The 13,717-nt window shown below is 69.7% G+C and carries 15 protein-coding genes and 1 tRNA gene; 9 read left to right on the top strand and 7 right to left on the bottom strand.

Features of this window, described 5'->3' with window-relative positions:
- On the bottom strand, positions 1-1,266 hold the full coding sequence (locus AB0M35_RS07295; protein ID WP_363742640.1) for a hypothetical protein: 1,266 nt from the start codon (positions 1,264-1,266) through the stop codon (positions 1-3).
- Positions 1,267-1,388: 122 nt separating this feature from the next.
- Here AB0M35_RS07295 and AB0M35_RS07290 point away from each other — a divergent pair, with 122 nt between their 5' ends.
- Together AB0M35_RS07290 and AB0M35_RS07285 are read left to right on the top strand one after the other, a co-directional pair.
- Positions 1,389-2,060: a PASTA domain-containing protein gene (locus AB0M35_RS07290; RefSeq protein WP_363742639.1), complete on the top strand. Its 672-nt coding sequence runs from the start codon at positions 1,389-1,391 to the stop codon at positions 2,058-2,060.
- Positions 2,061-2,132: 72 nt separating this feature from the next.
- Entirely contained in the window at positions 2,133-2,879 is a 747-nt protein-coding gene (locus tag AB0M35_RS07285) for a PASTA domain-containing protein (protein WP_363742637.1), read from the top strand.
- Positions 2,880-2,888: 9 nt separating this feature from the next.
- Here the strand turns inward: AB0M35_RS07285 and AB0M35_RS07280 are convergent, their stop codons facing one another.
- Together AB0M35_RS07280 and AB0M35_RS07275 are read right to left on the bottom strand one after the other, a co-directional pair.
- Positions 2,889-3,338, bottom strand: a complete 450-nt coding sequence (locus tag AB0M35_RS07280) for a hypothetical protein (RefSeq protein WP_363742635.1) — start codon at positions 3,336-3,338, stop codon at positions 2,889-2,891.
- A 99-nt stretch (positions 3,339-3,437) separates the two neighbouring features.
- Positions 3,438-3,725, bottom strand: a complete 288-nt coding sequence (locus AB0M35_RS07275; protein WP_363742633.1) for a hypothetical protein — start codon at positions 3,723-3,725, stop codon at positions 3,438-3,440.
- Positions 3,726-4,254: 529 nt separating this feature from the next.
- Here AB0M35_RS07275 and AB0M35_RS07270 point away from each other — a divergent pair.
- From AB0M35_RS07270 to AB0M35_RS07260, 3 genes are all read left to right on the top strand, one after another.
- Positions 4,255-5,136, top strand: coding sequence for a helix-turn-helix transcriptional regulator (locus tag AB0M35_RS07270; RefSeq protein ID WP_363742632.1), 882 nt, complete (start codon positions 4,255-4,257; stop codon positions 5,134-5,136).
- Positions 5,106-5,327 (top strand): DUF397 domain-containing protein, encoded by a 222-nt coding sequence (locus tag AB0M35_RS07265; RefSeq protein ID WP_363742629.1) that lies wholly within the window; start codon positions 5,106-5,108, stop codon positions 5,325-5,327. The genes AB0M35_RS07270 and AB0M35_RS07265 overlap by 31 nt, the downstream gene beginning before the upstream one ends.
- Positions 5,328-5,526: 199 nt before the next feature.
- The gene (locus AB0M35_RS07260) at positions 5,527-5,931 is read left to right on the top strand and encodes a hypothetical protein (protein ID WP_363742626.1); all 405 of its coding nucleotides are present in this window, start codon (positions 5,527-5,529) and stop codon (positions 5,929-5,931) included.
- On the opposite strand, the gene AB0M35_RS07255 is transcribed toward AB0M35_RS07260, so the two are convergent.
- Positions 5,899-6,501 carry a hypothetical protein gene (locus AB0M35_RS07255; protein ID WP_363742623.1) on the bottom strand — a complete coding sequence of 201 codons (603 nt, stop codon included), beginning with the start codon at positions 6,499-6,501 and terminating at the stop codon, positions 5,899-5,901. The two genes, AB0M35_RS07260 and AB0M35_RS07255, sit on opposite strands and share 33 nt — an antisense overlap.
- A gap of 218 nt (positions 6,502-6,719) precedes the next feature.
- On the opposite strand from AB0M35_RS07255, the gene AB0M35_RS07250 reads away from it, so the two are divergent.
- Positions 6,720-8,594: a S8 family serine peptidase gene (locus tag AB0M35_RS07250; protein WP_363742620.1), complete on the top strand. Its 1,875-nt coding sequence runs from the start codon at positions 6,720-6,722 to the stop codon at positions 8,592-8,594.
- A gap of 81 nt (positions 8,595-8,675) precedes the next feature.
- Here AB0M35_RS07250 and AB0M35_RS07245 read toward each other — a convergent pair whose 3' ends face one another.
- The 3 genes from AB0M35_RS07245 to AB0M35_RS07235 form a co-directional block, all read right to left on the bottom strand.
- Positions 8,676-9,473 carry a WecB/TagA/CpsF family glycosyltransferase gene (locus AB0M35_RS07245; protein WP_363742617.1) on the bottom strand — a complete coding sequence of 266 codons (798 nt, stop codon included), beginning with the start codon at positions 9,471-9,473 and terminating at the stop codon, positions 8,676-8,678.
- Entirely contained in the window at positions 9,470-10,603 is a 1,134-nt protein-coding gene (locus tag AB0M35_RS07240) for an NAD-dependent epimerase/dehydratase family protein (protein WP_363742614.1), read from the bottom strand. The genes AB0M35_RS07245 and AB0M35_RS07240 overlap by 4 nt, the downstream gene beginning before the upstream one ends.
- A gap of 65 nt (positions 10,604-10,668) precedes the next feature.
- Positions 10,669-10,754, bottom strand: a tRNA-Leu gene (locus AB0M35_RS07235).
- Positions 10,755-10,981: 227 nt separating this feature from the next.
- Here AB0M35_RS07235 and AB0M35_RS07230 point away from each other — a divergent pair.
- The 3 genes from AB0M35_RS07230 to AB0M35_RS07220 are packed head-to-tail and all read left to right on the top strand — an operon-like array spanning position 10,982 to position 13,695.
- Positions 10,982-11,770, top strand: coding sequence for a DUF3662 and FHA domain-containing protein (locus AB0M35_RS07230; protein WP_363742611.1), 789 nt, complete (start codon positions 10,982-10,984; stop codon positions 11,768-11,770).
- Between the two features lie 6 nt (positions 11,771-11,776).
- Positions 11,777-12,265 carry an FHA domain-containing protein gene (locus tag AB0M35_RS07225; protein ID WP_363742608.1) on the top strand — a complete coding sequence of 163 codons (489 nt, stop codon included), beginning with the start codon at positions 11,777-11,779 and terminating at the stop codon, positions 12,263-12,265.
- Complete coding sequence (locus AB0M35_RS07220) at positions 12,262-13,695, top strand: protein phosphatase 2C domain-containing protein (RefSeq protein WP_363742605.1); 1,434 nt, start codon at positions 12,262-12,264, stop codon at positions 13,693-13,695. The genes AB0M35_RS07225 and AB0M35_RS07220 overlap by 4 nt, the downstream gene beginning before the upstream one ends.
- The last annotated feature ends 22 nt before the right edge of the window (positions 13,696-13,717 follow it).

The raw sequence follows: 13,717 nt of genomic DNA, 5'->3' as shown, positions 1-13,717 counted from the left end.
TCAGCGAGCCCGACGCGGTGGGCGGGCCCGTCGGCCCGGAGTCTCCGGCTCGGTATCGGATGCCGGCTCGGCCTGCCGGCCCGCAGCCGAACCGCCCTGCGCCTCGGTCGAGGTGATCTCCGTCGACACCTCCGACGCATGCCCAGCCGGTGCCGGCTCGGTGGTGACGCCGGTCGACGCCGGCTCGATGGTGTTGCGTCCGGTCTGCCCGCCGGTGCCGTCCTCGGCCGGCTCGCCGGTGGCTGGTGTGTCCGTGCGGTCGTTGTCGCCGACACGCTGTCGAGGCACGAGCGGGGTGGGTGCCTGGTCGGTGGCCGGACGGGCCGACCCGCGCCCGGCAGTCCGTTGGGCGAGCGCCGCGACGAGAACGGAACCGCCGACTCCGACTATCGCGGCGTACGGGGCGATGAGGTGAGCGGACACCTGCTCCGGGCTGATCGCCGTCAACCTCGGTACCGCCAGGAAGTAGGCGACCGCCACCAGCAGTGGACCGGCCGCACCGGAAGCGGTGGCGCCGACCCGTCGACGGGAGTCGCGTACGCCACGACGGGCGGCCAGCACCCCGATCACCAGTGCCGACCCGAGGGAGAGGATCGCCCCGGGCCAGTAGAAGTAGTCCCGGATCCAGAACTGGTCGCTGTCGGAGCTGAGCTGCCAGATGCCCAGCTGGGCGGTGGTCAGGCCGCGGCCGGCGAGCACCGAGTCGACCACGGCGACCACCGCGAGCAGCCACAGCCAACTGGCGGTGGCGATGACATTGGTGGCTGCCGCCCGGCAGCGCAGTGACCAGAGCGCCACCAACGCCCCCACCAGCACGCCGACTGCGGCGTACCCGGCGGCCATGTCCCGGGGATCGGGGGTGTCCGGCACCACCGCGACCCGGGCGGGCACGGCGACCAGCAGGACGGTGATCAGTGCGCCCAGCGCGGCGGCCCCGGCCAACGCGATCCACCACAGGCCGTCACCACTGGGTTCGCCGGCCTCCGGCAGTTGACCTGCATCGGCCGGCCCGGCGTCGGACGGGGACGTGCTCGGGCGCCGGTCGCGCAGCCGCTGCGCGCAGACCGCACCGAAGATGGTCGACGTGGCGGCGATCCAGGTGGCCCAGATCAGGCTGGCGACCCAGGCCGCCGTGCCGGCGGTCGGATCGGCCGGTGCCCAGTTCAGAATGCCCAGGCCGTACCCGAAACCCAGTTGGGCGGCACCGGCGCCGGCTGCCACGCCGGCTGCGGTGGCGATCGATGCTCCCCAGCCCTGTCTGGCCATGCCGGGCAGCGTAACCTCCTGTGCTCGGTGCGGCGAGTCGTACGCCATACCGGGGCGATGAAGGTGACGGACGGTGCTTGGCATCGGTGAGTACGGTCGCCGGTGATGAGGCGGTGGGCGTAATGACGGACGGGATCACGGACGCGGGGCCGGAGCGGGCTGGCACCGACCGCAGGACGATGCTGGTCGGTGGTGGCGTTGCCGCAGTGCTGCTCTCGGTGATCGGTGCCGCCGGTGGCTGGGTGCTCGCCGGCGACCAGAAGCCGACGACAAATCGGTCCGTCGTCGCGGACGGGAGCCGCAGCCCCAGCGCACAGGCAACTCCGACACCGCGTGAGCGGCCCACGCCAACGTCCGCGTCGACCAGCGCCACCGCACCGCGTCCGACCGGACTGACCGTGCCGGACCTGGTCGGCATGGACTTCGAGGAGGCCCGGGACGAGCTGCGCAAGCGGGGACTGGGCTGGAAGTTCGTTTTCGGCAGCGGCGACAACCCCAGCGTACGGAGCACTGACCCGGCGGCCGGTACACCGGTGAAGCGCGGTGTCACCGTCTCGATCACCGTGGCCGGGGCGGCACCGCTGAACGAGGTGCCGGACCTGGTCGGGAAGAGGTGCCGGGAGGCGGCGGCCGAACTCGTCGACGACGGCTTCTCGCCCCGCTACCCTTCCGGGCGGTCCGGGACCGTCACCGCCCAGGAACCCGTCGGTGGCACCGTCGGACGATGGGATGACGTCGTATCCATCTTCTGCGGCACTCCACCGCCAGACGCGGAGAGTCCTTCGCCGCAGTGACGGGCACCCGACACGCTGATGCCGACCGATGGCCTGCGGAACCGCTAGGTTGACCCACGTGGGGATGCCGTCATGAGCGAGCGGGGCGAGGCGCAGCCGGACGACCAGACACGTCCGCTGCCTCCGGCCGCCGGGGATCCCGACGAGACCGCTGCACTGGGCGGTACGCCCGGCCCGGAGGCGGACGAGACCGTGCTCGTGCCACCGACGCGGCGGTCCGATTCGGCGCCGTGGTCGGGACGTGCGGAGGTGCCGCCGCTGCGCCCGGGTGACGACCGTGAACTGGCGGCCGGCGAATGGTACGGCGACGAACAGGCCGGGCGGCGCTGGTGGCTGCCGATCGTCTGGGGCATCGTCCTGCTGTTGTTGGTCGGTCTGCTCGGGGTCGGGCTGTGGCTGGCGCGTCAGGCGGTGGACGAGGGAGGCTCCGCGCCGCCATCGCCGCAACCGACGACGTCGACGGCACCGACGAGCGTCTCGGCTTCACCGACCCGCTCGCCCTCGGCTGCGCCGACGACCAGCTCGGCGCCGGCTGCGCTGCCGATGCCGCCACTGATCGGACTCTCCGAGGAGGCGGCCCGGGCGTTGCTGGACCAGCTCGATCTCGAACACCAGGTGGAGTACCGCCCGTCGGAGCAGCCGGCCGGCACCGTGATCGCCACCGATCCGGCGGCGGGTGATCCGGTCGAGTCGGGCGACGTGGTCAGGTTGGTGGTCGCCACGGCCAGTCCGAGCCCGTCGACGACGGCACCGACCGCAGGGCCGACGACCACCGAGCCGACCGCTGATCCGACGGTCACGTCGAGCCCTACCGGATGATCGGCGTACTCACCACATCCGCCGTCTGGTGCCGACCAGACCGAGTCCGGCGAGGGAGATGGCCAGCCCGAACACCCCGGACCAGAACAGTGACCGGCTGAGCTCGTCGGAGCTGTGTGCACCGGCGGAACCGTGCGACGTCGCCGCCCGGTGCGGGGTGCCGGCGGACGGTTCGGAGTCGCCGGGCAACACGGCCGAGTTGTCGGGCGTCAGCACGGCGGAGCCGTCGTCGGCGAACTCGTCCCAGGCGGGTGGTAAGCCTCCCGGCCCCGTCGGCGTGGTTTCCACCACCGTGATCTCGGGGGCGGGAACCGGCTCGGCCAGCCGGGTGGACGACAGGGCGGGATCCCGGACCAGCACCATCAGGGTGGTGGCGGCACCGAGCAGTGCCAGGATTCCGAAGGCGTAGGTGATACGGGACCGATGGGGCCGCCGCGCGGACAGATTGACCATGGCCATCCCAGGTTCGGGGTCCTGGACGCGCGGGGTGGAGACGTGCCGGGGTGGGCACACCGATTCTATGGCGCCGGTGTGCCCGTCGGCGGGTGTTCCGGATGCTCAGCCCACGCGGATCGGAGTCCGGGTGACCGGTCGGCGGGCCGAGCGGACAGTGTGCTGTCGCGGCTGCGGGGCGGCCTGCACCAGTTGCAGCCCAGCCCGCTGGACGAAGATCGAACGACGGTTGACCGCGTCCCCCGCCGCGTTTAACTCGTAGCCTTCGAGCCAGAGCCAGCCGTCATAGGTGGGCCGGTCCAGCACCCGGATCACCCGGAAGTGAATGGGTTTGATGAACTGGACACTCGCCGCGCTTGTCACGTGCAGTACGTCACCGGAGCGGGGAAGCACATGGGCTCCTGAAGGGTCGGCCGGCGGGGAAGGCCGGCGGGGCTGATCTGGGGAGGTGGGGGCTCCGGCGACGAGGTCGCGTCTCGGAACCTTGACGGGTCTCGCTGCGCTGGTGGCGTACTCGGCCCCGCGATGTCTCGGCTGTTCAGGGAAGATGACTGAGGCCGCTGCGACCGTCGGGCGTTGGTGACCGGCCGCCGGATTCACAGGCCCGACCGTCTTCCCCGTCTGCACGATGGTGATCACAGTGGGAGACTGGGTCGGGACGGTGCGTAGCCCGTGTCATACGGACAGAGTGCATCAGTGTCGTGCTTCATGCAAGTTGCATGTCGACTTTTGCCGATACGTGAGCGGCTCGCGCGAAACGGCGCTTGAACGTGCTGCCACCCAAACGGCACACTGAGACCGGTTTCGCCCGTCGCGGCCGGTCGAGGACCGGCTCCACCCCATTGCCGCGAAACGCCCGCCGCATAAGGTCGCGCCCCAGGCGGGCGGCAAGCAGCGGCGCGTCGAGGCGGAAGGTGACACCGTGAGCGAGCGGCGCAGTCCGACCATCCGGCGGCGCCGTCTCGGCGCGGAACTACGCCGCCAGCGCGAAACCGCCGGAATCACCATCGAGGCCGTCGCCGAGCAACTGGAATGCTCGGCGTCGAAGATCTCCCGGATCGAGACCGGTCACACCAGTGCGACACCCCGGGACGTACGGGACATGCTGCGGATCTACGGTGTGGTCGGTGCCGAGAGCGACGAGCTGGTGCAGATCGCTCGGGAGGCACGGCAGAAGGGCTGGTGGCATCCGTACAGCACGGTGTTGGTCGGGGCCTACGTGGGCCTGGAGGCTGCGGCCAGTTCGATCCGTGCGTACGAACAGCAGGTGGTTCCGGGCCTACTGGAGACCGAGGACTACGCCAGCGCGATGATCCGTGCCGCCCGCCCTGATTTCACCGCGGAGCAGGTTCGGCAACGGGTGCGTGTCCGACTCGGTCGTCAGTCGTTGTTGACCCAGGATGATCCGGTCGATCTGTGGGTGGTGCTCGATGAGGCGGTGATGAGCCGTCCGGTGGGCGGGGACACGGTCATGCGTGACCAGCTCAAGCGGTTGGTGGAGGTAGCACAGCTGCCGAACGTGACGTTGCAGGTCCTGCCGTTCGACGTCGGGGCCCACGCGGGCATGGACGGCACCTTCACGATCCTGAGCTTCCCCGAACCCGGTGATCCGGATGTCGTGTACGCGGAGAACGCCACGGGTGGGCTCTTCCTGGAGAAGAGCGACGAACTACAGAAGTACAGCTTCATCTTCGATCACATTCGAGCAGCGGCCATGCGTCCGGAGGAGTCCGTCGGATACATTGCAAAACTGGCAGAGGAGCCGCTGTGGAAATGGCGACGCAAGGATTCCCCGTGGACCTGACGCAGGCGCACTGGTTCAAGAGCTCGAAGAGCGGGCCGAACTGTGACAACTGCGTTGAGGTCGCCTACGTGACCGGGGCGGTCGGCGTCCGGGACTCGAAGGACAAGGCCGGTCCGGCCCTGGTCTTCGCCCCGGGTGACTGGCACGCCTTCGTCGCCAGCACACGGGACGGCGTCTTCGGGCGGGGTTGATCCCGTAGCAGTGACGTGGTCCCCGATCGGCACGGCCGGTCGGGGACCACGTCGTATTTCCGGGCCGCTCGGGCGTCCTGCCGCAGCGTATGACCCGGCTGCCGTCGCCACTTCGTATCCGTCTCGTTGTACCTCTCGGTACGCGCTGGTCGACATCCCCCCGAGCAGGGCGGGTAACCGAGCGAGGCAGGCGAGACTGATGACGAGTATCGGATCGGACAACCTCACCAACGGGCCGGGCAAGCCGGAACGGTTCGGCGGGAAATATCGCGGGGCTCGACGGGACACCGTGTTGACCGAGGTGGTGTCGACGGACGCCGAACACGCCGGGCGGGATGCCGCGCCGCCGACCGAGCAGGTCACGTCGCCGCTGACCCTGCCGTCGTTGGATCCGAACCCGCTCACCGAGCCGTCGTTCCCAGCCACCGGATGGTCGACGGTTGACGACGGCTCCCTGGCGGACCATCCGCTGCTGCGCGGTCTGCTGCTGGAATTGCCGCCGAGGGGCAGCGTGCCGCCTCCGGGCTGGCTCGACCGCTGGTTCGAGGCGACGCGGGCGATCCTGGAGCTGCTATACGTGCAGGGCGCCGGCCGGGCTCGCTGAGTTCGCGGACCGCTGCGGCATGGCCCGCTCGGCGAGCCGATTGTGCCGTAGCGCGTGGCGGACGCCGATGGCCCCGACGCCCAGCACCCCGATGGTGACCGCCGGCCCGGTGATGCCCGGCCCGAAGAACTCGGCGGCACCGCTGGCCGTGATCAGCGCGGGCAGCAGGGCCAGGCCGGTCACCTGCAACGGCAGTCCGATCAGCGGGTGGGCGGCGGCGGCCCGTAGCCCGTGTGGCGCGGGCGTCCGAGCGGTGACGGCCAGCGCGCCCGCTCCGGCGCGAAGCCGACGCACCCGGCGTACGGTGCAGAGCGCCACGACCAGCGCCGGTAGCGCGGCGAGCGCCAGCCCAGCGGCGGCTCGGTCAGCCAGGGTCGCCCCGGCGGTGGTCAGACCGGCGATCGGCAGAGCCACCGTCAGGCCGAGCCCGACCAGCGTGAGCCCGAGCAGCCAGCTGGCATGTCGACGAAGCTCGCGCGCGTGTGTCATCCGGGGCAACCCCTCCGCGAGGTAGCCGGCGGCCCACCAGACGACGGCGACCGGGAGCAGGAGGACGAGGTGGTTCTGCATGCCTGTCAGCCTTGCCCGTTCTCCGGCTCGCCGAATCCGGGACCGCCCCCCGTTCGTCCCGTAGCCGCCCCCGTAGGGGAACCATCGTTTCATGTTATGAGGGATCCGACATGTTTATCTGTGTCCATGCCTCGAACTACCCTCTCCTTGATCGGCAGTCATCGATCAATTGGCCATGAGCAATGCGACGAGGGCTGCCGACAGAGGGAGGTAGGAAGATGGTTCTTCGACAGAGGTCCGTTTTCGTCGGACTGGCCGCGTTGGCCATGGTGGCGGCAGCGACGCCCGCCATGGCCGCCGAGCCGGTCGGCACGATCCGAAGCGCCGGCGGCGCCACCGCCGTCAAAGACAGCTACATCGTCGTGTTCAAGGACAGCGAAGTGAGCCGTGCCGCGGTCGGCTCCTCGGTGGCCCGGCTGCTGAGCCGGCACGGCGGAGCGACGGCCCGTACGTACAGCGCGGCCATCCGCGGCGCCGAGCTGCGGCTCAGCGCCAAGGCGGCGGCCCGGATCGCCGCAGATCCGGCGGTCGCGTACGTCGAGCAGAACCACACCGTGCAACTCGCCGCCACCCAGACGAACCCCCCGTCCTGGGGTCTGGACCGGATCGACCAGCGCAATCTGCCGCTGAACAGCTCCTACACGTACCCCAACACGGCCTCGAACGTGACGTCGTACATCATCGACACCGGCATCCGGACGTCCCACTCGGACTTCGGGGGCCGGGCGACCTGGGGCACCAACGCGGTCGACTCCAACAACACCGACTGCAACGGCCACGGCACCCACGTCGCCGGTACGGTCGGCGGCACCGCGTACGGCGTCGCCAAGGCGACCCGACTGGTGGCCGTCAAGGTGCTCAACTGCGCCGGCAGCGGCACCAACGCCGGAGTCATCGCCGGGGTCGACTGGGTCACCGCGAACGCGGTCAAGCCTGCCGTGGCCAACATGAGCCTCGGTGGCGGGGCGAACGCCACGCTCGACAACGCGGTGATCAACTCGATCAACTCGGGTGTCACCTTCGTGGTGGCCGCCGGTAACGGCAACAGCCTCGGTGTCCGGCAGAACGCCTGCAACTACTCCCCGGCCCGGACCGCGCCGGCGATCACCGTCGGTGCCACCCAGAACAACGACGCCGCCGCGAGCTTCTCCAACTTCGGCACCTGCGTCGACATCCTGGCGCCCGGCGTGAGCATCACGGCCCCGTGGATCACCAACGACACCTCGACGAACACCATCAGCGGTACCTCGATGGCCTCGCCGCACGTCGCCGGTGCCGCCGCCCTGGTGCTCTCGGCCAACCCGTCCTGGAGCAACCAGCAGGTGCGGGACTACCTGGTCAACAACTCCACGCCGAACGTGATCAGCAACGTGGGCACCGGTACCCCCAACCAGCTGCTCTACGTGGTCAACGGCAGCACCCCGCCGCCGACCAACGACTTCTCGGTGTCGGTGTCGCCGACCTCGGGTTCGGTTGCGCCGGGCGGTTCGGCGACCGCCACGGTGTCCACCGCCACCACCAACGGCTCCGCCCAGTCGGTCAGCCTCTCGGCCAGCGGCCTGCCGTCCGGGGCGTCCGCCTCGTTCAGCCCGGCCACGGTTACCTCGGGCGGGTCCTCGGCGCTGACCATCAGCACCTCGGCCAGCACTCCGGCCGGCACGTACCCGGTGACCATCACCGGTAGCGCGGCCTCCGGCACCAAGACCGCCACCTACACGCTGACGGTGACCGGCAGCGGTAGCGGCAGCTGCTCCGGCACCAACGGCACCGACGTCTCGATCCCGGACGCCGGCTCGGCGGTGACCAGCTCGATCACGATCTCCGGCTGCAACCGCAACGCTTCGTCGAGCTCGACCGTGGCGGTGAACATCGTGCACACCTACCGTGGCGACCTGGTCATCGACCTGCTCGCCCCGGACGGCTCGTCCTACCGGCTGAAGAACAGCAGCGGCTCGGACAGCACGGACAACGTGAACGCCACCTACACGGTGAACCTGTCCAGCGAGGCGGCGAACGGCACCTGGCGGTTGCAGGTGCGCGACGTGTACCTCGCTGACACCGGCTACATCAACACCTGGACCCTGAACCTCTGACACTGGTACGACATCGGGCCCCCGGCTGCACAGCCGGGGGCCCGATCGTCGTCAACTCCGGGGCGCGGGGTCGGCGTACCGTCAGACCGCGAAACCGGCCGGCCGTTCGGTGGCCGGCGCGGGCGGCCGGGCCTTCCACAGGCCGGTCTTCTGGGCGAACAACCGGCTCAGGTACGCCGGGTTGAGGATGACGTACCGCCGCCACAGTCGCTTCGGCTCCAGGCCGAACCGCCAGAACCACTCCAGTCCGGCCCGCTGCATCCACGGCGGTGGCTGGCGCAGCAGCCCGGCGTGGTAGTCGAAGGCCGCACCGACGGCCATCAGCGGCATGTCCAGCAGGGGGCGCATCGCGTACGTGAAGATCTCCTGGCGGGGGCAGCCCAGGCCGACCAGGACGAGCCGGGCGCCGCTGGCCTTGATCCGGTCGGCGATCTCCACGTCCTCGCCCGGCTGGACGGCACGGAACTTGGACGGCTCCACCCCGGCGATCTTGAGTGCCGGGAACATCCGCTCCAGCGCCGGGATCAACCGGGCCAGGGTCTGTTCGGTCGAGCCGTACAGGTAGACGGGCAGGCCCTCGTCGGCACAGCGGGAGAGCACGTGCAGGGTCAGCTGCGGCCCGTAGACCCGGTCGGTGAGCCCTGCGCCGTGCAACAGGTTCAGCGCCCAACGGACCGGCTGGCCGTCCGGAGTCACCAGGTCGAAGGAGTTCAACCGGGCATTGTGCGCCGGGTCCAGCACCCCGGTCATCACCCCGTGCACGGCCAGTGCGGTCAGCGCCAGCGGTCGGCGATCCTGCGCGGCGGCAATGACCTGCTCGGTCGCCGTCGCATAGTCGGTGGCGTCGACCAGGACGCCGAGCACGTTGCGCTTGCTCACGGCCGGACCTCGCCGTCGTTCGCCGGGACCCACTTGTCCACGTTGGCCTCGTAGATCTCTCGCATGATCATGGGTACGTCGTACACCTGTTTCCAGTCCGGGTAGTCGGCCTGGAACGCCTCGTTGGAGCCGATCCACCACTTGTGGTCGCCGATCCGGTTGGCCTCGACGTACTCGGTGATCATCTCCTGGCCGGTGATCTGCTCGGCCAGCGCGAACGCCTCCCGGTTGGAGGTGTTGGAGTGCCGGCCGCCACCCAGGTTGTAGACCGCCGCCGAGCGCGGGTTGCGGAAGAAGGCCTCGAACGCGGAGACCACGTCCGAGCTGTGGATGGCATCCCGGACCTGCTTGCCCTGGTAGCCGAAGATCTTGTAGGTGCGGCGCTCCATGTTGGCCCGCATCACGTAACCGAGGAAGCCGTGCAACTCGGTCGCCGAGTGCGCCGGCCCGGTCAGCGTGCCACCCCGGAAACAGGCCGTCTTCATCCCGAAGTACCGGCCGTACTCCTGCACCATCACGTCCGCCGCGACCTTCGAGGCGCCGAAGATCGAGTGCAGGCAGGCGTCGATCGACATGTCCTCCCGGATGCCCCGCTCGTACGGGTGCCCCGGCTCGATCTCCCAGCGGGTCTCCAGCTCGATCAGAGGCAGGCTGTTCGGCCGGTCACCGTAGACCTTGTTGGTCGAGCAGTGGATGACCGGCGCCTCGATGCAGTGCTCGCGCACGTTCTGAAGCACGTTCAGGGTGCCTGCGGCGTTCACGTCGAAGTCGGTGAACGGATCGCGTACCGCCCAGTCGTGCGAGGGCTGCGCGGCGGTGTGGATCACCACCGACACGTCCCTGCCGTACCGCTTGAACAGCGCACCGAGCGCGCCCCGGTCGCGGATGTCGATGCTGTGGTGCGAGTACGCGTCACCCAGGTCGTCGGTGAGCCGGCGTACGTTCCACGCGGTGGACGCCTCCTCGCCGAAGAACTCCTGCCGCATGTCGTTGTCGATGCCGACCACATCGAGACCCAGGCCGGCGAAGTGCCGGACCGCCTCAGAGCCGATCAACCCGCCCGAACCGGTCACGAATGCGACACTCACGAGCCACTCCTGGTCCGTTGAAGGCAGAAACCAGCGAAGCATAGCGTGACGTCCGGTACGCCCAGATAAAGAGCGAGGGCCCCGCATATTTGCGGAGCCCTCGTCGCTGGTGGGGAAGGGGGGAGTTGAACCCCCACGCCCTTTCGGGCACACGGACCTGAACCGTGCGCGTCTGCCATTCCGCCACTTCCCCGTGGCATGACCTCGGACAGCGTAATCAGTGCCGACACCGCTGTCGCCAGCGGGGCCTCGGCCATATTACGTGGCTCCGGTCTTCGCCGCGAATGGCGTTCGCTGCTCGCAGCGGTTACCGTTCGTGGCGGACGAAAGAGTAGCACGACAATCCTGAGCCGTCCGAACGAGGCGTGGCCTGCCGGCCGAGCGGCGTGTGAGCTGCGTGCGCTCTGGACGGATACCATCATGTCCTCGGGACCCGAGGAGGAGCCGGTGAGCGTGCTGCAACGCTTCGAGAAGCGTCTGGAAGGCCTGGTCGAAGGGGCTTTTGCCAAGGTCTTCAAAGGGGTCGTGCACCCCGTGGAGATCCTCAACGCCATGCAGCGGGAGGCCGAGGCGCACAAGGCCATCCTGGCTGGCGGGCGCACGTTGGTGCCCAACCGCTACGTGATCGATCTCTCGCCGTACGACCACAGTCGGCTGGCGCCGTACGCCGCCGCGCTGGCCCAGGAGTTGGCCCAGTCGCAGGCGGAGTTCATCGGCGAGCAGGCGTGGACCGTCTACGGCGACGTGATCGTCGAGATCGAGCGCGGTGAAGGGCTGGACACCGGCATGTTCCGGGTCACCGCAGAGGTCTACACCGGTGGCGAGGTCGCCCCGGTCTCGGCGCCCGGCTACGACGCCGGCCCGGGCGGTTATCCCGCGTACGACCAGGGTGGCGGCTACGGCCCGCCGCCGGGGCACGGTGCCGGTCGTAACGTGCGACTGGTCTCCGGCGACGGCCGCACCTACCCGCTGCAGATGGGTTCGACCGTGATCGGTCGCGGGGATCAGGCCAACCTGCGCCTGCCGGATGTCGGCATCTCCCGCCGACACGCCCGGCTGGATTTCGACGGTGGGCAGGTCGTGCTGACCGATCTCGGCTCCACCAACGGCACCATGGTCAACGGCCAGCGCGTCTCCGCCGTGGCGCTGAACCCCGGTGACATGATCCAGCTCGGCACCACCACGCTGACCTTCCGCGTGGACGGCTGATCCGCCTTGCCGGAACTCGTCATCACCGTCGCCCGGTTCGGATTTCTCGTCCTGTTGTGGATCTTCGTGTTCACGGTGGTCGGCGTCATCCGCCGGGACCTCTTCGCCGGGGCCCGGTCGGGCCGACTGGTGGCCGCGCCCCGGGCGGTGGGCGCGTCGACCGGTCAGGGTGCGGCGAAACCGGCGAAGGTGAAGCGGGGCCGGGCGGCCCACCAGCTGGTGGTGACCGCCGGTCAACTGGCCGGCACCAGGATCACTTTGGGTGAGGCTCAGATAACCATCGGTCGTGCCGAGGATTCCACCCTCGTCATCACCGACGACTACGCCTCGGCGCGACACGCCCGGCTCTTGCCCCGTGAAGGGCAGTGGTTCGTCGAAGACCTCGGTTCGACTAACGGGACGTACCTGGATCGCGCTAAGGTCACCGGACCGACCCCCGTACCCCTCGGCGTGCCGATCCGGATCGGCCGCACCTCTCTCGAATTACGGCCATGACTCTGACCCTGCGCTATGCGGCCCACAGCGACCGCGGTCTGATCCGAGACGGCAATCAGGATTCCGTCTACGCCGGACCGCGGCTACTCGCCGTCGCCGACGGCATGGGCGGTATGGCCGCCGGTGACGTCGCCAGCAACATCGTCATCGGTGCCATGGCGCCGCTCGACGAGGACGTCCCTGGTGACGCCCTGGTCGACGCGCTGCGCTCCGCCGTGGGCACCGCCAACCAACAGCTCCGCGAGACCGTGGACGCCAACCCGCAGTTGGAGGGGATGGGCACCACACTCACCGCGACCCTCTTCTCCGGCAGCAAGCTGGGCATGGTCCACATCGGTGACTCGCGTGCCTATCTCCTGCGCGACGGCGACTTCAACCAGATCACCAAGGACGACACGTACGTCCAGATGCTCGTCGACGAGGGTCGGATCAGCCCGGAGGAGGCGAGCAGCCACCCGCAGCGGTCGCTGCTCACCCGTGCCCTCGACGGCCGGGACATCGACCCGGAGTACTCGGTCCGTCAGGTGTTGCCCGGTGACCGTTACCTGATCTGCTCGGACGGCCTGTCCGGGGTGGTCAGTGCGGAAACCATCGCCGAGACCATGCGCGAGTATGCCGACCCGCAGCAGTGCGTCGAGCGACTCGTCCAGCTCGCCCTGCGCGGCGGTGGTCCGGACAACATCACCGTGATCATCGCCGACGCCACCGACCGGGACATCGTCGAAGCGGCCCCGATCGTCGGCGGCGCGGCCGCGCGGGACCGGGGCATGGCGACCTCGGCCGACGTCTCCACCCCGGCCGCCCGTGCCTCGGCGCTCTCCGCTCCCCGGCCGCCCGTGCCCGAGGAGCCGGCCGGAACCGGCGACGACGAGCCGGAGGTGCGCCGTCGCCCGCTGCGTGCCCTGGCGATGACCACCGCCCTCCTGGTGATCATCGGGGGTGGTGTCTTCGCCGGGTACGACTACACCCAGCGGCAGTACTACGTCGGGGCGACCGAGGACGGCCAGGTGGCCGTGTTCCGGGGCATCCAGGGCGAGATCGCCGGCATGGATCTCTCCACCGTGCACTCCAAGAGCACGGCCCAGCTGGACGATCTCACCCTCGCCGCTCAGGAGCAGGTCAAGCAGGGCATTCCGGCCAGGAACGAGCCGGACGCGGCACGCCGGCTGGCGGAGTTGACGATGGACAGCCCGACCAACGTCAACCTCAAGCCGCTCTGCCCGCCCACCTCGACTCCGAGCGTCGACCCCACAACAGAGTCGACCTCCCCGCCGCCGAGCACTCCGGCCGGCTCGGCGAGCCCGGTCGGCAGCGGCTCGCCGTCGCCCGACAGTGGCTCGTTGGCCCCACCGGTGAGCACACCGGACGCCCCGCCCACCGACGCCTTCACGCCCACGGTCGACCCGGCGGCCTGCCGGTCGCCCGAGTAGGCGTCGGCTTCCGACCCGAGGA

It is taken from the genome of Micromonospora sp. NPDC051196, from assembly GCF_040682415.1.
GTDB lineage: Bacteria > Actinomycetota > Actinomycetes > Mycobacteriales > Micromonosporaceae > Micromonospora.
This window is presented reverse-complemented; position numbering and strand designations above follow the sequence as displayed.